General features: G+C 71.8%; 13 protein-coding genes. 7 read left to right on the top strand and 6 right to left on the bottom strand.

Annotation, left to right across the window (positions count from 1 at the left end):
* Window positions 1–341 precede the first annotated feature (341 nt).
* From hemF to RDV84_RS26080, 3 genes are all read right to left on the bottom strand, one after another.
* The gene (gene hemF, locus RDV84_RS08675) at window positions 342–1253 is read right to left on the bottom strand and encodes an oxygen-dependent coproporphyrinogen oxidase (protein ID WP_250448818.1); all 912 of its coding nucleotides are present in this window, start codon (window positions 1251–1253) and stop codon (window positions 342–344) included.
* A gap of 498 nt (window positions 1254–1751) precedes the next feature.
* On the bottom strand, window positions 1752–4133 hold the full coding sequence (locus RDV84_RS08680) for a S9 family peptidase (protein ID WP_309153096.1): 2382 nt from the start codon (window positions 4131–4133) through the stop codon (window positions 1752–1754).
* Window positions 4043–4510, bottom strand: coding sequence for a DUF6053 domain-containing protein (locus tag RDV84_RS26080; RefSeq protein WP_425606291.1), 468 nt, complete (start codon window positions 4508–4510; stop codon window positions 4043–4045). The genes RDV84_RS08680 and RDV84_RS26080 overlap by 91 nt, the downstream gene beginning before the upstream one ends.
* A 405-nt stretch (window positions 4511–4915) precedes the next feature.
* On the opposite strand from RDV84_RS26080, the gene RDV84_RS08685 reads away from it, so the two are divergent.
* The 4 genes from RDV84_RS08685 to RDV84_RS08700 all read left to right on the top strand — a co-directional run bounded on the left by RDV84_RS08685 (window position 4916) and on the right by RDV84_RS08700 (window position 11223).
* Window positions 4916–6316 carry a cytochrome ubiquinol oxidase subunit I gene (locus RDV84_RS08685; RefSeq protein WP_078996399.1) on the top strand — a complete coding sequence of 467 codons (1401 nt, stop codon included), beginning with the start codon at window positions 4916–4918 and terminating at the stop codon, window positions 6314–6316.
* Window positions 6317–6373: 57 nt separating this feature from the next.
* Window positions 6374–7378 (top strand): cytochrome d ubiquinol oxidase subunit II, encoded by a 1005-nt coding sequence (gene cydB / locus RDV84_RS08690; protein ID WP_057949426.1) that lies wholly within the window; start codon window positions 6374–6376, stop codon window positions 7376–7378.
* A 196-nt stretch (window positions 7379–7574) separates the two neighbouring features.
* Entirely contained in the window at window positions 7575–7844 is a 270-nt protein-coding gene (locus RDV84_RS08695; protein ID WP_309153097.1) for a YcgL domain-containing protein, read from the top strand.
* Entirely contained in the window at window positions 7837–11223 is a 3387-nt protein-coding gene (locus tag RDV84_RS08700) for an ankyrin repeat domain-containing protein (protein WP_309153098.1), read from the top strand. The genes RDV84_RS08695 and RDV84_RS08700 overlap by 8 nt, the downstream gene beginning before the upstream one ends.
* 345 nt (window positions 11224–11568) lie before the next feature.
* Here the strand turns inward: RDV84_RS08700 and RDV84_RS08705 are convergent, their stop codons facing one another.
* Window positions 11569–13410, bottom strand: a complete 1842-nt coding sequence (locus tag RDV84_RS08705) for a monovalent cation:proton antiporter-2 (CPA2) family protein (RefSeq protein WP_057949423.1) — start codon at window positions 13408–13410, stop codon at window positions 11569–11571.
* A 197-nt stretch (window positions 13411–13607) separates the two neighbouring features.
* Between RDV84_RS08705 and RDV84_RS08710 the strand changes: the two genes are divergently transcribed.
* The 3 genes from RDV84_RS08710 to RDV84_RS08720 all read left to right on the top strand — a co-directional run bounded on the left by RDV84_RS08710 (window position 13608) and on the right by RDV84_RS08720 (window position 16929).
* The gene (locus tag RDV84_RS08710; protein WP_309153099.1) at window positions 13608–14459 is read left to right on the top strand and encodes an energy transducer TonB; all 852 of its coding nucleotides are present in this window, start codon (window positions 13608–13610) and stop codon (window positions 14457–14459) included.
* A gap of 232 nt (window positions 14460–14691) precedes the next feature.
* Complete coding sequence (locus RDV84_RS08715; RefSeq protein ID WP_309153100.1) at window positions 14692–14853, top strand: hypothetical protein; 162 nt, start codon at window positions 14692–14694, stop codon at window positions 14851–14853.
* Window positions 14854–15123: 270 nt separating this feature from the next.
* Window positions 15124–16929 carry an XVIPCD domain-containing protein gene (locus tag RDV84_RS08720; RefSeq protein ID WP_309153101.1) on the top strand — a complete coding sequence of 602 codons (1806 nt, stop codon included), beginning with the start codon at window positions 15124–15126 and terminating at the stop codon, window positions 16927–16929.
* A 239-nt stretch (window positions 16930–17168) separates the two neighbouring features.
* Here the strand turns inward: RDV84_RS08720 and sigJ are convergent, their stop codons facing one another.
* Window positions 17169–18059, bottom strand: a complete 891-nt coding sequence (gene sigJ, locus RDV84_RS08725; protein WP_250448824.1) for an RNA polymerase sigma factor SigJ — start codon at window positions 18057–18059, stop codon at window positions 17169–17171.
* Between the two features lie 86 nt (window positions 18060–18145).
* Window positions 18146–18574, bottom strand: a complete 429-nt coding sequence (locus RDV84_RS08730) for a cupin domain-containing protein (protein WP_309153102.1) — start codon at window positions 18572–18574, stop codon at window positions 18146–18148.
* Window positions 18575–18665 lie beyond the last annotated feature (91 nt).

Genomic DNA, 18665 nt, shown 5'->3' on the forward strand with positions numbered 1-18665 from the left:
CGGCCCCCCCTGCCCGCGGGGCTTTTTATTTTCCGGCCGAAAGCCGCTGCGTCCGCGCAGCGGCTTTTGTTTTGCCCGGACGACGATTCCGCCGCGGCCGCCTGGGTATATTCGCAGTCGCAGATAACAAAGCGATTAAACGAAAGCGCTCACGCGGCAAATGCGATGGGTTTCGCGTGTTGCTTTGGAAAAAATTAGAAATGACAGATTAGCGCGTGAAACCGCCCGGGCCGCGGTAGCAGCGGCGCGGGCCGCGACCGCGAGATCGCGCTTGCGACGCAACCGGCCGCCCCGCGGTCGCGGCTCGCGCCGCTCCTGCGGGAAGCCGCCGCCGCTGCGCCTCAGCCGGCCTCGCCCAACCAGTCGCGCGGCGCCAGGAACTGCGCCAGCTTCGCCTCGTCGCTGTCGGCCTCCGGCTGGAAGCCGTATTCCCAGCGCACCAGCGGCGGCAGGCTCATCAGGATCGACTCGGTGCGTCCGCCGGACTGCAGGCCGAACAGGGTGCCGCGGTCGAACACCAGGTTGAACTCGACGTAGCGGCCGCGCCGGTACAGCTGGAACTGGCGTTCGCGTTCGCCGTAGGGCGTGTCGCGGCGGCGGTCCACCAGCGGCAGGTAGGCGTCGAGGAAGCCGTCGCCGACCGCGCGCATGTAGCCGAAGTCGCGTTCGAAGTCGCCGTGCAGGTCGTCGAAGAACAGGCCGCCGACGCCGCGGGTCTCGTTGCGGTGCTTGAGGAAGAAATATTCGTCGCACCAGCGCTTGTGCGCCTGGTAGCGCTCCTCGCCGCCGAACGGCGCGCACAGGTCGCGCGCGGTGCGGTGCCAGTGCTGCACGTCTTCGGCGAAGGGATAGAACGGGGTCAGGTCGAAGCCGCCGCCGAACCACCAGGCCACGGTTTCGCCGTCGCGCATGGCGCGGAAGTGGCGCACGTTGGCGTGGGTGGTCGGCAGGTAGGGGTTGTGCGGGTGGAACACCAGCGACACCCCGACCGCGCGCCAGGACGCGCCGGCCAGCTCCGGCCGCGCCGCGCTCGCCGACGGCGGCAGTTTGCTGCCGGACACGTCGGAGAAGCCGATGCCGGCCTGCTCGAACACGTTGCCGCCGCGCAGGATGCGGGTCCGGCCGCCGCCGCCCTCGGCGCGCTGCCACTGGTCCTCGACGAAGCGGGCGCCGCCGTCGGCGGTTTCGATGGCGGCGCAGATGCGGTCCTGCAAGCCGGAGAGGTAATCGCGGACGCGGTCGAAGTCGTTCATGGCGCGCATTCTAGCGATGCGCGGCGTGGATCGGATTGACCTGGGTCAAGCCGGTTCGGTTCGAGGCGGTGGTGGCCTGCCAGGGGCGACTTGCGCGGCAAGCGCGGTGACGCGGTCGCGGCTTGCGCCGCTCCTACAGGGAGCGGCCGTGGTTTCGATTCCGGGTGTAGGAGCGACGCGAGTCGCGACCGCGGGGCTTCGGGCTCGCGTCGCAAGTGCGGTATCGCGGTCGCGGCTTGCGCCGCTCCTACAGGGAGCGGCCGTGGTTTCGCTTCTGGGTGTAGGAGCGACGCGAGTCGCGACCGCGGGGCTTCGGGCTCGCGTCGCAAGTGCGGTATCGCGGTCGCGGCTTGCGCCGCTCCTACAGGGAGCGGCCGTGGTTTCGCTTCTGGGTGTAGGAGCGACGCGAGTCGCGACCGCGGGGCTTCGTGCTTGCGTCGCAGGCGTTGTTTCGCGGTCGCGGCTTGCGCCGCTCCTGCAGGGGTTCGTGGGCGGCCGTTACTTCTTCAAGGTGCGCTCGAACAGCTCGTAGATGCGCCGGTACTCGTCGTACCACGCGTCGGCATGGACGAAGCCGTGGCGCTCCAGCGGGTACGGGGCGATCTCCCACTTGTCCTTGCGCAGTTCGATGAGCTTCTGGGTCATCATCACCGAGTCCTTGAAGAACACGTTGTCGTCGATCATGCCGTGGGCGATCAGCAGGTTGTCCTTGAGCCCGGACGCGTACTCGATCGGCGAGGACTTCTTGTACGCCTCGGGATCGAGTTCGGGGGTGTTGAGGATGTTGGACGTGTATTCGTGGTTGTACTGCGACCAGTCCGAGACCGGGCGCAGCGCGGCGCCGGCCTTGAACTTGCCCGGCGCGCGGTACAGCGCCATGAAGGTCATGAAGCCGCCGTAGGAGCCGCCGTAAATGCCGGCGCGGTCGCCGTCGCCCTGCTTGTTGGCGACCAACCAGTCCAGGCCGTCCAGGTAATCCTCGAGTTCCGGGTGGCCCATCTGGCGGTAGATCGCGGTGCGCCAGTCGCGGCCGTAGCCTTGCGAGGCGCGGTAGTCCAGGTCGAGCACGACGTAGCCCTGCTGCACCAGCAGGTTGTGGAACATCTGCTCGCGGAAGTAGTTCGGGTAGCGCTCGCTGACGTTCTGCAGGAAGCCGGCGCCGTGCACGAACATCACGATCGGGTACTTCTTGCCGGGCTCGTAGTTCTTCGGCCCGTAGAACTTGCCCCAGACCGTGCCGGCGCCGTGCTTGGACGGGACCTGCACGTACTCGGGCTGGATCCACTCGCGCTGCTTGAAGCCGTCCTTGCGGGTGTCGGTGAGCTTGACAGTGTTCTCTCCGCTGGCATCGACCACCGCCAACTGCGGCGGCAGGTAGCTTTCGGAGTAGCGCACCAGCACTTTGCGGCCGTCGGGCGAGAGCGCGAAGCTCTCCACGCCGTCGAGCGCGGTGACTTCGCGCACGCCGCCGCCGTTGCGGTCGGCCGCGCAGACTTCGTAGTCGCCCGGCCACTTGCGGTTGCACAGGAAGAAGAAGGTCTTGCCGTCGGCGCCGAGCTGCGGGTCGGAGACTTCCCACTTGCCCGAGGTGATCGGCTTGGCCGCGCCGCCGTCGCTGACGTACAGGTGCGAGTAGCCGCTTTGTTCCGACAGCAGCCACAGGCCGCCGTCGGGCAGCCAGCCGAAGTCGTTGTAGTCCCAGCCGATCCAGGCCTTGTCGTTGAGGCGATGGCGGGTTTCGAGCGCGGCGCGGGCGAGGTCGACCGAGGCGATCCAGCGGTCCTTGTTGTCGGTGGCGCGAATCAGCACGCCGGCGTGGCGGCCGTCGTCGCTCCAGCGCACCGCGGCGTTGCGGCCGTCGCCGTCGGTCTCGATGCGCACCGGGCGGTCGCCCTTGAGCGGGTCCTTCTTGGCCGCCTTGCGCATCGCCGCGAGCGGGTCTTCGCCGATGCCCGGCAGCTTGTCGAACTTGAGTTCGCTGGCCTTGCCCGCGGCCACGTCGACCAGCCACAGCTTCTGCGGCAGCGGCTCGTTGCGGCCGACGCGGGTGCGCACTTCCTCGAACTCCTCGTAGCCCGATTCGGTCACGTACTTGGGCATCTTGCCGCTGGTACCGGGTTCGCCCTTCTTGTCCTGGGTGACCGCGAGCAGGTAGCGGCCGTCGGGCGACAGCGCGGTGTCGACGATCTCGACGTCGCTGCCGAGGTAGACCGCGCGCGGCGCGCGGCTGGGGTCGCTCTTGCGCCAGGCTTCGTCCTGCTCGCGCGAGGCTTCGCGCTGGGCGCGGTCGTTGCGCAGGGTGTCGATGGTGGACAGCTGGTAGTCGCGCAGCGCATCGGCCTTGGGCGCCTTGGCCGGGTCGTTCTGCGCCAGCACTTGCGCGGCCTGGCTCACGCCCTGGCCCGCGCGCCACTGGAACCACTGGTTTTCGGCGCGGAACACCAGGTTGCCGTCGCGCGAGAACTGCGGGCGCGCTTCGGCCTCGTTGCTGCGGGTGACCTGGGTCAGCGCGCCGGAGCGCAGGTCGCGCACGAACACGTCGCCGTTGCGGATGAAGGCCATGCGCGCGCGCTGCGCGTCGTAGACCGGATTGACCGCGTCGAGGTCGTTGCGCGCGGCGCCGTCGAGGCGTTGCGGCGCGCCGCCGGCGGCGCCGGCCTGCCAGGTGTCGCGGATGGTCGCGCCGTCGCGCTTGAGCTGGTACTGCACGCGCTGGCCGTCCCAGGCCCACCAGGCGCGTTCGACCGGCGGGCCGATCCAGTCCGGGTCGGCCATGGTGTCGGCCAGGGTCAGCGGCGCGGCGGCGCCGCTTTGGGCGAAGGCGGCGCTGGCGAGCAGGGCCAGCGGCAGGGCGGCGAGTCGGGCGTAGGCGAGGCGCATCGAACGGGCTCTTGGGACAAAGACGGGGCAGGGTAGCAGCCGGCGGCGGCGCGGCGGGCCGGTCGTTGGTCATGGCGGCGGTGCGGATTCGGGCGGGTTCGGGGCGGTTCCGGGTCGACGGACGGGGCCGGCGGACGATGCGCCGGCGTCGGGTTTGCGCGATCGGCGGTTTCGCGGCGGGCGCAAGCAGGGCGGAGAACTGGGGGCGACCGGGGCCGCCGCGGTCGGCGGCCTTGCAGGGGCGGCCATCCAGGGTTGGGTGGCGATGCCGATGCGGATTCGCGGGCCGTTGTGGGAGGGCCTTCAGGCCCGACGCTTTTGTCTCCGCTCGATTCGTATCCCGGATCGGAAAGCGTCGGGCCTGAAGGCCCTCCCACAAGGGCGGGCGCGACGCTGCGCTTCGGAGCGGGAGCGTCGCAGACGAACGTTCGCGCTGACGCGTGCCCGTCCGCGCCGATCCGCGCCCGTCCGCGCGATCGCGCGTCCGGCGCCGATGTCGCCCAATGCTGCCCAATGCCGCCGTTTGTCGCAGCGGCCGCGCGCGCGAATCGCGCCGGCGCATCGCGCGAATCGTGTCCGCCGCCGCGCGCGCCCCGCCGAGCGCTTGACCGGCCGCGCCGCGTATTCGGCGCCAGTCGCCGAATGTCGCAGTTTCAGGCCCCGACCACGCCGCGCTCACCGCCTTTGCGGTTTAAGTGCTCCCACGAGCCCGGCGCGCGCGGCGCATGCTGCGGCGCAAAAATGAACCCGACGGCGCACACCGCGCCGTGGAGGCACATCGCGTGGACGCCCTGCTGCTGTCGCGGATCCAGTTCGGCTTCGTCATTTCTTTCCACATCCTGTTCCCGGCCTTCACCATCGGCCTGGCCAGTTGGCTGGCGTTCGTCGAATGGCGCTGGCTGCGCACCCGCGACACCCTGTGGCGCGACCTGTTCTTCTTCTGGACCAAGGTCTTCGCCGTGTCCTTCGGCATGGGCGTGGTCTCCGGCATCGTCATGAGCTTCCAGTTCGGCACCAACTGGGCGGTGCTCAGCGAGCAGGCCGGCAGCATCCTCGGGCCATTGCTGTCGTACGAGGTGCTGACCGCGTTCTTCCTGGAGGCGACCTTCCTCGGGGTGATGCTGTTCGGCTGGGGCCGGGTCAGCGAACGCATGCATTTCCTGGCGACGTGCATGGTCGCGCTGGGCACGCTGATCTCGACGTTCTGGATCATCTCGGCCAACAGCTGGATGCAGACGCCGACCGGCCACCGCATCGTCGACGGCGTGTTCGTTCCCGACGACTGGTGGGCGATCGTGTTCAATCCCTCGTTCCCGTACCGCCTGGCGCACATGGTGCTGGCGGCGTTCATCACCACCTGCTTCGTGATCGGCGGCACCGGCGCGTCGTACCTGTTGCGCGGCATCCACGTCGAAGCCGGCAAGCGCATGCTCAAGGCGGCGGTGGTGTTCGCCGCGATCACCGTGCCAGCCCAAGTGTTCGTCGGCGACCTGCACGGGCTCAACGCGCGCGAGCACCAGCCGATCAAGGTCGCGGCGATGGAGGCGCACTGGGAGTCCAACCCGCCCGGCGAGGGCGTGCCGCTGATCCTGTTCGCGGTGCCCAACGAGAAGGCCGAGCGCAACGACCTGGAAATCGCCGTGCCCAAGCTCGGCAGCCTGATCCTCACGCATACCCTGGACGGCGACATCCAGCCGCTGAAGTCGGTGCCGGCCAGCGAGCGGCCGCCGGTGAAACCGGTGTTCTACGCGTTCCGGGTGATGGTCGGCCTGGGCATGGCGATGCTGGCGCTGGTGGCGTGTTCGCTGTGGCTGCTGTGGCGCCGGCGGCTGTACGAGTCGCGCGCGGTGCTGTGGGGCTGGCGGGTGATGATCATGAGCGGCTTCGCCGCGATCCTGGCCGGCTGGTACGTGGTCGAGATCGGCCGCCAGCCGTATGTGATCTACGGCCTGCTGCGCACCGCCGACGCGGTCAGCCCGGTCGAGGCGGCGAGCGTGATGACCTCGCTGATCGTGTTCGCGGTGGTCTATTTCACCGTGTTCGGCGCCGGTTTCCGCTACCTGGTCAAGCTGATCCGCAAGGGCCCGCATCCGCACGAGCCGCCGCCGCAGCGCATGCACGGCGACAAGACGCCGGCGCGGCCGCTGTCGGTGCCGGACGAATCCACCGAGGCAGGCGCGTGAGCGCGCCGGGCCAGAGCGGCGCCTGAGCGCCGCGGACGCGAGAGACGGAGAGCGACGATGGACTATTGGCTGCCGGTGATCTGGTTCGGCGTGATCGGCTTCGGCGTATTGATGTACGTGCTGCTGGACGGCTTCGTGCTCGGCCTGGGCATCCTGGCGCCGTTCGCCGAGGACGAGGACCAGCTCGACCACATGATGAACACCGCCGCGCCGATCTGGGACGGCAACGAGACCTGGCTGGTGCTCGGCGGCGTCGGCCTGCTGACCGCGTTCCCGAAGGCGTATTCGCTGGTGCTGTCGGCGCTGTACCTGCCGGTGCTGCTGATGCTGATCGCGCTGGTGTTCCGCGGGGTGGCCTTCGAGTTCCGGTTCAAGGCCCGGCGCGCCAAGGCGGCGTGGGGCGCGGCGTTCTCGCTGGGCTCGCTGTTCTGCGCGTTCGCCCAGGGGGTGATCCTCGGCGCGATCGTCGAGGGCATGCCGATGCAGGAAGGCAAGTACGTCGGCGGCATGTTCGACTGGTTCAGCCCGTTCTCGATGCTGACCGGCGCGGCGGTGGTGTTCGGCTACGCCCTGCTCGGATCGACCTGGCTGGTGCTCAAGACCGAGGGCCGGCTGCAGTACATCGCCCGCACCCTGGCGCGGCCGCTGGCGCTGGTGGTGGCGGTGTTCATCGGCCTGGTCAGCGCCTGGCTGCCGTTCCTGGACTCGCGGATCATGGCGCGCTGGTTCGAGGGCGGGAATTTCTACTGGCTGTTCCCGGTGCCGCTGCTGGTGATCGCCAACGCCTGGGCGCTGTGGCGCTCGGTGCGGCGCGAGGGCCGCGACGGCGATCCGTTCGTGTACTCGCTGGGGTTCTTCGTGCTCGGCTTCGTCGGCCTGGTGCTGGGGATCTGGCCGAACATCGTGCCGGGGCTGACCCTGTGGGAGGCGGCCGCGGCGCGCTCCTCGCAGATGTTCGTGCTCGGCGGCATGGTTATCCTGCTGCCGGCGATCCTGGGCTACACCTACTGGTCCTACCGGGTGTTCCGCGGCAAGGTCGCGGCCGACGCCGGCTACCACTGACGGCGGCGGCCGGACCCTCGCCCGGGGCCGGCGAAACGGCGCCGGGCGGCGCGGATCGCGGTCCGCGCCGGCCTACCACCCGCGGACGCGCCCCGCGCTGAACGCGGAAGTACGCGCGGCCCGAACGGGCGGGTATGCTGTGCGTCGCATCTTCGATGCATAAAAAGCAGTCTCCCCCGGCTGCATCGCCCGGCCCATGCAAGCCTACGTGTACAAAAGTCTGCGCAAGCCAGACACCTACGTATTCCTGAGCGCGCGCGACGATTTCGCGCGCCTGCCCGAACCCGTTCTCCAGCAACTGGGTTCGCTGCAATTCGTGCTCGAAGTCGAGCTGTCGCCCGAGCGCAAACTGGCCCGCGCCGACGCGGCTGCGGTGCGCGAGAACCTGGGTTCGCGCGGCTTCCACATCCAGTTCCCGCCGGTGCCCGGCGCGCCCGTCGCGGAGGCTGCGCAACCCGATGCCTGACGCTCCCACCTCGCGCGCCCTGTCGAAGGGCTTCGCCATCGCCCTGGCCGCCGGCCTGGCGCTGGCGTTGGCGACCGGCTTCGGCGGCACGCCGGCGGGGGCGGTCGTGGCGCTGCTCGGCGGCGCCCTGGCGCAGCCGGCGTTCGCGCTGGCGGCGCGGCTGTGGCGCCAGCGCGGCGACGCTTCGGCGCAGGCGCCCGACTGGAAGCCCGAACTGCTGAACCTGGCCGCGCTGTGGGGCGGTGCCACCGCCGCGACCGCGGCGCTGGCGGCATGGCCGCTGAGTTCGCTGCTGCAGACCGGCTCGTTGCTGGCCGCGCTGGGCCTGAGCGTGGTCGCCGGCCTGCTGCTGCTGGGGCTGTGGCGGCTGTGGCCGCTGTGGCAGGGCAGCGAGCGCGACGGCGCCGCGCTGCCGCCGCAATGGGCGCGTCTGCCCGACCTCGAGCTGGGCGCCTGGCGCGGCCTGGGCGTGGCCGGCATCGTCGCCAGCCTCGTCGCGCTGGTCCTGTTGCTGGCCTGGCCGGGCCTGCTCGGCGGCGGCGCGCGCTGGACCCTGGCGGTCGCCTTCGCCCTGGCCTCGCCGGCGCTGCACGCGCTGCTGCAGGCGATCCGCCCGGCCGACGCGCTGCCCGGGGCCGAGTTCGATCCCGAACTCGACACCGTCCACGGCCACGACGAGCGCCTCGACGGCGACGCCAACGAACTCAGCGACGCCGAACTGACGCAGGCGCTGTACGTCGCCGCGCGCGCCGGCAAGGTCGAGCGCGCGCTGGAGCTGATCGAGCTGGGCGCCGACGTCAACGCGGCGCCGCCGGGCGAGGACGGGCGCGACCGCCGCAGCCTGCCGGTGCTGGCCGCGGTGCTGCCCGACCTGCGCCTGCTGCGCGCGCTGATCGGCCGCGGCGTCGACCTCAACGCCGCCCACGCCGGCATGACCCCGCTGCTGGCCGCCACCCGCGACAGCTGGCACGGCCGCCCCGACGCGGTCATGACCCTGCTCGCCAACGGCGCCGACCCGCGCCTGGCCGACCACGAAGGCAACACCGCACTGCACCACGCCGCGCGCAGTTCCGACCCGGGCGTGGCCGCGCTGCTGCGCGACGCCCAGGCCGAGCTGGAGACGCTGAACCACGACGGCCTCAGCCCGCTCGGCGTGGCCTGCGCCAGCGGCAACTGGCGGCTGGCCAAGTTCCTGCTCGAGCGCGGCGCCAAGACCGAGCATCCCGGCGGCTCGCCGGCGCTGCTGGCCGCGGCCGGCGGCGACGAGGACGATCCGGCCGGCGTGCAGCTGCTGCTCAAGCACAAGGCGCGGATCGACGCGCGCGACGGCCAGCGCCGCAGCGCCCTGCACACCGCCGCCTTCGCCGGCCACCAGGACATCGTCGCGACCCTGCTCGCCGCCGGCGCCGACGCGTCCGCGATCGACAGCCAGCAACGCACGCCGGTGCTGGAAGCCGCGCGCGGCGGCCGCCCGGCGGTGCTGGAGAAGCTGCTCGAACACCTGCCGCAGGGCGGCGCCGAACACGCCAAGGCGCTCGACGCCGACGGCGCCAGCGCGCTGATCCTGGCCTGCCAGGCCGAGACCGCCTCGCCGCCGCTGGTGCTGCGCCTGCTCGAACTGGGCCTGGACGCGGAACTGCGCGACCGCCACGGCAAGCGCGCGGTCGACCGCGCCGCCGAGGCCGGGCGCTGGTCGCTGGTGGCCGCGCTCGACCGCGCCTATCCGCTGCCGGCCGCGGTCAGCGGCGAAGGCGACGTGGACGCGCCCGACGGCGAACGGGTGATCGTCGACCGCATGCCCGCCGCGCTGCTGCGCGACGGCCTGCGCGAGGGCCGCTCCAGCGAACTGACCGGCCTGGCCAAACTGCTGAGCCCGGCCGAGCTGGGCGCGCAGCTGCACGAAGAGGACGGCCAGGCGCCGACCGCCGAGCGCATCGACTGGCTGCTGGGGCAGGGCGCCGACGCCAACGTGCGCAACGCCGCCGGCGACACCGTGTTGTTCGCCCTGCTCGATCGCGCGCCCGGCTCGTTGCCGGCGCTGCATGCGCTGCTGCGCCGCGGCGTGTCGCCGGCCGGCCGCGGCGGCCTGGGCCGGTTCTTGGCCACCTGCTCGGCTGGCGAACAGGCCGCGCGCGGGCTGGAGCAGTTCGCCCTGGACCTGATCGAGCGCGGCGCCGACGCGTTCGCGCGCACCCCGGCCGGCGACCCGCCGCTGGCGATCGCGGTGCGGCTGGGCTGGGCGCGCCTGCTCGAGCGCCTGCTCGCCGCGGGCGTCGACCTCAACGCCCGCGACAGCCACGGCATGAGCGCGCTGCACCTGGCCGCGGCGCTGGGCCGCGAGAACATGCTCAAGCGGCTGGTCGCCCACGGCGCCGCCCCGGATCTGCTCGCCGCCGATGGCCAGACCCCGCTCGGCGTGGCGCTGGCCTCGGGCCGGCGCGACCTCGCCGACTGGCTGGACTGGCGCGGCTGGCCGCTGCCCAAGCGTCCGCTGCGCGCCGGCGACGTGCCGGCCGCGGCCATCGTCGGCGACGCCGACGCGGTGCGGCGCCTGCTCGACCTCGGCCTGTCGGTCGACGCGCCCGACAGCCAGGGCTGCACCGCGCTGCTGCGCGCGGCCGGCGGCGGCCACCGCGCCGTGGTCGACCTGCTGCTGGCGCGCGGCGCCGCCCCGGGCCGCGCGGCCAATTCCGGCGCCACCCCGCTGTCGGCGGCGGTGAGCATGCGCCACGCCGAGATCGTCGACCGCCTGGTCGCCGCCGGCGCCTCGCTGGAGCAGCGCCTGCCGGGCGACCTGACCGTGCTGATGGTGGCCTGCGCGCTGGGCCTGACCGACCTGGCCGCGCGCCTGCTCGCCGCCGGCGCCGACGTCCAGGCGCGCGACGCGCAAGGCCGCATGGCCCTGCACTGCGCGGCGATGTACGGCTTCACCGCGCGCGAACGCAGCCGCCTGGTGGCCCTGTTCGACACCCTGCTGCTGGCCGGCGTCGACGCCGACCAGTCCGCCGCCGGCGCCACCCCGCTGCTGCTGTTGCTGGGCGCGCGCGCCGAACCGGGCACCGCCGCCGACGAAGACGTGCTGATCGCCGGCCTGGAGCTGCTGCTCGACCACGAGGCCTCGCTCGACGTGCAGGACCCGCGCGGCTTCGGCCCGTTGCACCTGGCCGCGCTGCACGGCCTGCTGCGGGTGGTCCAGCGCCTGCTGCGCCACGGCGCCAACCCGGACCTGCGCGACGCCCTCAACCGCACCCCGCGCGAAATCGCGGTGATGCGCGGCTTCGTCGACATCGCCGCCGAGTTCGCCCCGGCGACCGCGGGCAATGGCAACAACGGCGGCGTATCGATGGCGCGGTTCCTGCGAGGCGGGCCGGGGAACTGAGCCGCCGCGCGGCGCTTGCGACGCGGGCTTGAAACCCCGCGGTCGCAGCTTGCGCAGCGCCTACAGCCGGAAACGAAACTACGGCCGCTCCCTGTAGGAGCGGCGCGAGCCGCGACCGCGACACTGCGCTTGCGACGCGAGCTTGAACCCCGCGGTCGCGACCTGCGTCGCTCCTACAGTCGGAAGCGAAACTATGGCCGCTGCCTGTAGGAGCGGCGCGAGCCGCGACCGCGACACTGCGCTTGCGACGCGAGCTTGAACCCCGCGGTCGCGACTTGCGTCGCTCCTACAGTCGGAAGCGAAGCGGCGGCCGCGATTGCGGCCCCGTTGTTCCGCGAGCCGGCTTCAATGCCGCGTGGCGCTGTCGCTCGGCACCGTCGTCGCCTGCTTGTCCACCATCCCCGCCAGCAAGCCTTCGCCGCGGTCGGCGTCGAACAGTTCTTCCAGTTCCTTGCGCGCGTCGCGCGCGCTCTGCAGCAGCGCGTCTTCGTCGTCGTGGACCAGGTACTGGGCGTTGAGCATGCGTTCGTCGAGTTCGCGGAAGCGTTCGACGTGGTTGCGCGCGGTCGCCGGCTCGACGCCGAGTTCGACCAGCACCTCTTCGCCGAGCTTGAGGCTGGAGTGGAAGGTCTCGCGCATCGGTTCGGCGCCGAGGTCCATCAGGTCCCAGGCGTGGCGGCGGTCGCGCGCGCGGGCGAACACCTTGGCCTTCGGGTACAGCCGGCGGATCGTGCGCACGGTGCGGATGCAGGCGTCGCGGTCGTCGATGGCGATCACGAACACCTTCACCTGCGCCGCGCCGGCCGAACGCAGCAGTTCCGGCCGGGCCGGGTCGCCGTAATAGATCATGTTGCCGAAGCGGCGCATGAAGTCGACCTGCTCGGCGCTGTTCTCGATCGCGATGAACGGCGTGCGCTGCGCCACCAGCAGGCGCGCGACGATCTGGCCGAAGCGGCCCATGCCGGCCAGCAGCACCTGCGGGTGATGATCGTCGGTGATCTCGTCGTAAGGCCGCTTGGGCTTGGGCGCGGGCTTGGCGTCGAGCACGCGCTGCGCGGCGATCATCAGCAACGGCGTCAGCGCCATCGACACGCCGACCGCGGCGATCAGGCGGTCGCGGGTCGGATCGTCGAGCAGCTTGGCCTTGAACGCTTCGTTGAACACCACGAACGCGAATTCGCCGCCGAGCGCCATCACCGTCGACAGCTGGAACGCGCCGCGCTTGTCCAGGCCGCCGGCGCTGACGCCGACCGCGAACAGCAGGGCGAACTTCACCGCCAGCAGGGTCACTACGATCGCGCCGATGGTCAGCGGCTCGTTCATCACCCGCTGCAGGTCGATGCTCATGCCCACGGCCATGAAGAACAGGCCGAGCAGCAGGCCCTTGAACGGCTCGATCTGCGATTCGAGTTCGTGGCGGAATTCCGAATCGGCCAGCAGCACGCCGGCCAGGAACGCGCCCAGGCCGGCCGACAGGCCCGCGGTCTGCAGGATCCAGGCCGAGCCGAGCACGGTCAGCAGCGCCGCGCCGGTGAACACTTCCGGCATCTGCGTGCGCGCCACCACCCGGAACACCTGGCGCAGCAGCACCCGGCCGCCGAACACCACCGCGGCGATCGCGCCGACCGCCTTGGCCACCGAAATCCAGTTCAGGCCTTCCACGCCCGCGGCCTTGCCGAGCAGCGGGATCGCCGCCAGCAGCGGGATCGCGGCGAGGTCCTGGAACAGCAGGATCGCGAACGCGAGCTTGCCGTAGTCGGCGGTCAGGCCCTTGCGTTCGGACAACAACTGCAAGCACACCGCGGTCGAAGACAGGGCCAGGCCGAGGCCGACCACGGTCGCGGCCTTCCAGCCCAGGCCGCCGCCGAACATCGCCAGCGCGCCCAGGGCGATGCCGCTGAGGATCACCTGCAGGCCGCCGGCGCCGAACACCGGCTTGCGCATCACCCGCAAGCGCGACGGCGACAGCTCCAGGCCGATCACGAACAGCATCATCACCACGCCGATTTCCGACGCGGCCAACACCGGCTCGGCGTCGGCGATGACCTTGACGCCGTACGGCCCGAGCACCACGCCCGCGGCCAGATAGCCCAGCACCGCGCCCAGTCCGAACTTGCGGAACACCGGCACGGCGATGACCGCGGCCAGCAGGAACAACAACGCAAGTTCGAGACCGCCACCGTGCATAGGCACCTCCGGCTGGGATTATGGCGCCTGCTGGCGTCGGATGGGGGAGAGGGATGGGACGCTGCATCGCCGACAACGGCCCGCTGGGGCGATGGATGACGCAACCGGTTTGCTATGGTTGCCGGCTCGACGATTTTCAATCGTCGTTGTTGCAGCGTCGTTTTTCGTTTTCGTCGAGCAAGGGAATCATGCGGCAAATGAAGGCAATGAAAGGATGGGCGGCGCTCGTGCTGATCGCCGCGCTGGCGGCGCCGGCGTCGGCCATGGCGCAGGGGCGCGCCGAGGTGCGCAAGCAGGCCGAGATGAGCATGGTGGTGACCGGCACGGTGCGCATCGCCGCCGACGGCCGGGTCGAGGACGTGAGCGTCGACCGCGAAGCGCAGGTGCCCGGCGACGTGGTGAAGCTGATCGGCGGCGCGGTGCCGCGCTGGCGCTTCGAGGCGCTGGCCGAACCCGCGCCGGCGGCCGAGGTCGCGATGACGCTGCGCGTGGCGGTACGCCGCGATCCGCAGGCGCAGACCGACGACGCGTACGTCATGCGCATCGTCAGCGCGAGCTTCGGCGAGCCCGAGCCGCCGTTCGACCATTCCACGCCGCCGCCGACCTACCCGACCCGCGCGGCGATGCAGGGCGTGCCGGCCACGGTGTACGTGGTCGCGCGGTTCGGCCGCGACGGCAAGGTCCGGGAGTCCTTCGTCGAGCAGGTCAATCTGTACCGGGTCGGCACCCAGGCGCAGATGGAGTGGTTCCGCAAGTCCTTCGCCGAGGCCACCCTGGCCGCGGTGCGGCGCTGGAGCATCGTGCCGCCGAGCCAGGGCGAGGAGGCGGGCAACGACTCCTGGCTGGTGCGCGTGCCGGTCACGTTCGTGCTGCCCGGTCACCAGGACAAGGCTTACGGGCAATGGGACGTGTACGTGCCCGGCCCGCGCCAGCGCGCGCCGTGGGCGCGGCAGACCGCCGACGCCGGCGTCGACGCCATGGCCGGCAACGGCCCGCGCCTGCTCGGCGGCGGCCGGCGGCTGCTCGACGGGCTCGACGGCAACGGCTGAGCCCGTCGCGTCCGCACCGATGCCGAACCAGCGCCTCCCTCGCGGAGGCGCTTTTTTTTGCTTGCGGTCGCGGTGTCGAAAAGGCGCTCGCGCAGTCGCGATGCCTGCGAACGCAGGTAGCGAAAATTACGTGCGGCCGCCGCACGAAATGTGCCGGTTTTGCGCAGGACGCTCACGGCCGCGTACGCCCGTCGGATACGCCCGTATCCGGCCGACCCATATGGAGATTTCGATGAAGACCCTGACCTTGCTGTTCGCGGCGCTGTTGCTGAGCGCGTGCAATCCGACCTTCGACCGTCCGCCGCTGCTGCATGCCGACGGCGCCGTCGCCGGCAAGGCCAAGCAGGGCGATGCGACGCCGCCGCGCGCAGCGGCGGCGCGGGCGGTCGGCTGAAAGCGAAGGCGGCGGCCGCGAAGCGCGGCGATGCGGCGGGAGCGGTCGCGGACGGGGCGGGGCGGGGCGGGGCGCATCGCCCCGGCCGACGGGCGGTAACGCTGAACGGGCATTCTTCAGGCCAAACCCGGGCGCCAACGTACGCTGACGAATTGCTGTCGTTCAGCTTCGAGGGCATCATGCGGGTTCGCCCGCCATCCCGGAGCTCCTCATCCCTAGTCGGGCTCGGCGACTCGTGAAGCAAATAGCACCGACATGGAGCCAGTGTCTATGAATGCCGCCGTAGTCGATTCACCCACCCCCGTCGGCGTCGCCGCGGCCGGGGACCCCGCCGCCCCGCGCTGGTACGCCGGACAGGGCGTACCGCTGAGCCAAGCCACCGCCTACACCGCATTGCTGCCCGCCGACGGCGAATGGCCGCGCGCGACGGTGATGCGCGCCTTCGTCGCCGACGCCCTGCAACGCAACGGCCTGGTGGTGGACGAGGACACCCTCGACGCCACCGTCGCCGCCGCGTCCGCGCCCGGCGGCGCCTTCGCCGACGCCGGCTTCGCCTGGAAGCTGCAGCCCGGCGAGAGCCGCGGCGAAGGCCGCGTCGCCCCGCCGTTCCAGGGGTACTCGCTGCAGGTGCCGGCGTCCGCGCAGACCGCGCTGACCGCCTACGCCAAGGACTGGGCCGCGCAGCACGACCCGCACGCGCCCGGCAGCGAAGACGCTCCGCTGCACAAGCTCAAGGGCCTGGCCGCCGCCGCCGGCAAGCCCGACGTGCTGGAAACCCTGGAAGCGCTGGACGCGGCGATCAAGGCCGGTTCCGCCGCGCAGCAGGCCGGCAAGCCGCTCGACGCGGTCGCGTTGAGCGCGGTGCTGGAATTCGCCACCCGCAGCGGCCACGAACGCGAGGCGGCCAAGCTGCTGGAGCGCTACACCGCGGTCAAGGGCATCACCGGCGGCGCGCGCGAGATCAGCCACAACGCAGGCCGCGTGTTCAACGGCCGCGACCCGGTCACCGGCAAGGCGCTGACCACCGACGACCGGGTCAACTCCGCGTTCGACCTGCTCAACGGCGGCTTCAAGCTCGCCGGCAACGTCGGCAGCACCGCGCTGCTGATGGGCGCGAGCAATTCGGGCCTGGTCGCCGGCCTGATCGGCGTCGCCCCGATCGGCATCGCCGTGGTCGCCTTCGCCGCCGGCGCCTACAGCCTGATCAAGCACATCCGCGAAGCCATCCTCAAGCCGCAGTGGGACGAGTTCCGCGAGCGCTTCCCGTTCGCCGAAGGCATGGAGCCCAAGCAGGCCATCAGCGGGGTGATGCGGCAGATCGCCGGCATGCCCACCGACGCCGGCAACGCCTTGTCCACCGCCACCCGCATCGTCGACGGCTTCGGCGGCAACGGCGAGACCCGCGAGCGTTTCCTCGCCTTCCTCAAGCAGAAGGTGCAGCCCGAGTCGCTGGTCGAGGCGCTGGCCAGCGGCCAGGGCCTGGAGAAGCTGACCCCGCAGCAGGCGATGCAGCTGGCGCAGGCGGCCAAGGGCGCGTCGAAGGAATTCCTCGACCTCGAGCTCAAGGACGTCAAGCGCTACGTCAAGGACCGCGACGGGGAACGCGAGCGCGGCACCTACCTGCTGCCCGACCCGCAGCGCGAGGTCGCCAACCGCAACACCAACAAGCTCGGCGGCGCGGTCGAGGAAGGCCTGCGCGTGGCCGGCATCCTGACCAGCGGCGCCAACGCGCTCAACGGCCAGTACCGCGACCTGCTCGACAAGGTCAAGGGCGTCGACCTGCCGAACAAACTCGGCGAGCAGCAGCAGAAGAACCTCGCCGCGGCGCTGGTGCCGGCCGCGCGCGAGGCCGGCCTGAACCAGGTCGATCACTTGGTGCCGAGCAAGGACGGCAGCCGCGTGTTCGCGGTGCAGGGCGAGCTGGATTCGCCGACCCGGCGCATGGTCGCCATCGATGTGGTCAAGGGCGCCGACCAGAGCATCGAGACCAGCAGCAAGCTGGCCGCGCACCACGCCGCCAGCGGCGACGGCCAGAACGCGCAGCAGAACCAGGTCGCGGGCGGCCGCGGCTTGTAATCGGCGCGCCGGCGCTTCGGCGCCGGAGTCCTCCAGGGCTCCGGCGCGGGCGCCGGCAACCCTCCACGGGGCCCGCCGGCCCGATGTTCTCCGTTCCGGTCGCGATGCGTACGACCGGAGTCCGATCGGAGAGCATCGGGCCGGCGGGCCCTGGCGTTTTCGCCGGTGTTTTCGCCGGCGTTCCGGCCCGACCGGGCCGACCGGGCCGACCCGCGTTGCGGATCGCCACCGCCTCGCCGTCAGCCCAGCCGCGCCGTCGCCCCCAGCGCGATCCGCCGCAGCTTGTGCGGATTGCGCTGCACGTACACGCCGAGGATGCGTTCGCCGTCGCTGTGGTAGGCCTGCGCCGATTCCAGCGCGTCGCCGAAGTAGCGCAACACGCCCAGGCGGCCGTTGATCGTCGCCGCCTGCAGGCGCAGGCCGCGCTCGCGGCGCAAGGTCGAGGCGAACAGCAGCCGGGCGATGCGCGGGCCGCCGACCATCGGCGCGGGGAAGGTGGCGACGATGCCGCCGCCGTCGCCGATCAAGGTCGCCGAGTCGTCCATCAGCGCGCTCATCGCGCCGAGGTCGCCGGCGTTCCAGGCGTCGAGGAAGCGCTGCATCAGCCGTCGGTGCGCCTGCGCCGGCACCCGGTAGCGCGGCTGCTGCTCGCGCAGCTGCGCCTTGGCGCGATGCACGATCTGCCGGCACGCGGCTTCGCTCTTGTCGAGGACGCGGGCGATCTGCGCGTAGTCGGCGTCGAAGGCCTCGCGCAGCAGGAACGCCGCGCGCGCCTGCGGCGCGAGCCGTTCCAGCACCGTCAGGAACGCCACCGACAAATCGTTGGCGGCTTCGTGCAGGTCTTCCGGTGTGGCCGGCGCGTCCTGGGTGAGCACCGGCTCGGGCAGCCACAGGCCGACGTAGCGCGCGCGTTCGGCGCGCGCGCGGCGCAGGCGGTCGATCGCGCGGCGGCTGGTGGCGACCGCCAGCCAGGCCTCGGCGTCGTCGGCCTGCGCGGCGCCGGTCTCGTTCCAGCCCAGCCACACGTCCTGGACCACGTCCTCGGCCTCGGCCAGCGAGCCGAGCATGCGGTAGGCCAGCCCGAGCAGGCGCGGGCGCAGGCGGGTGAAGCAGTCGAGAGCGCCGTCCATACACCGCTGAGTCGGATCGGGAGGCGCGATTGTGACCCAGGCGCACGCGCGCCGACCGTGGCGCGCGTCCGCGTCCGGCCGGCGCCTCAGGGCACCGGCATCAGCGCCGGCTTGCCGGCATCCTTGAGCAGCACCACCACGAACTTGGCCGGGCGCTTGTCGCTGGCGTTGCGGCCGACCGTGTGCAGGTCGCCGGGCGCTTCGTAGAAGCTCTCGCCGGCCTTGAGCTCGACCTCCTTGCCGCCGGCCACGCCCATCACGATCGCGCCTTCGACCACGTAGACGAAGGCGTGCGCATCGTGGCGATGGACCGGATCGGCGCCGCCGGGCGGGTATTCGACCGACAGCATCAGCGCTTCCTTGCCGGGATAGTCGGGCAGCGGTTTGCGCATGACCTCGGTCACGACCGGAGCGGGCGCGGCGTGGCCCGCGGCCGGCGCGGCGCCGTGGGCGGCGGCCGCGACCGGGCACGCGGCGGCGAGGAGGATGGCGAGGGCGGACAGGCGAGGGGACATGGGCGGCTCCGGGATGGCCGTTGCGGACGGGGCGCGCGCTGGGCGAGCGCACCGGCGGGTGCATTGACGGACCACGGCGGACGCGCGCGGC

Source organism: Lysobacter yananisis (assembly GCF_031199375.1).
Taxonomy (GTDB): domain Bacteria; phylum Pseudomonadota; class Gammaproteobacteria; order Xanthomonadales; family Xanthomonadaceae; genus Lysobacter; species Lysobacter yananisis.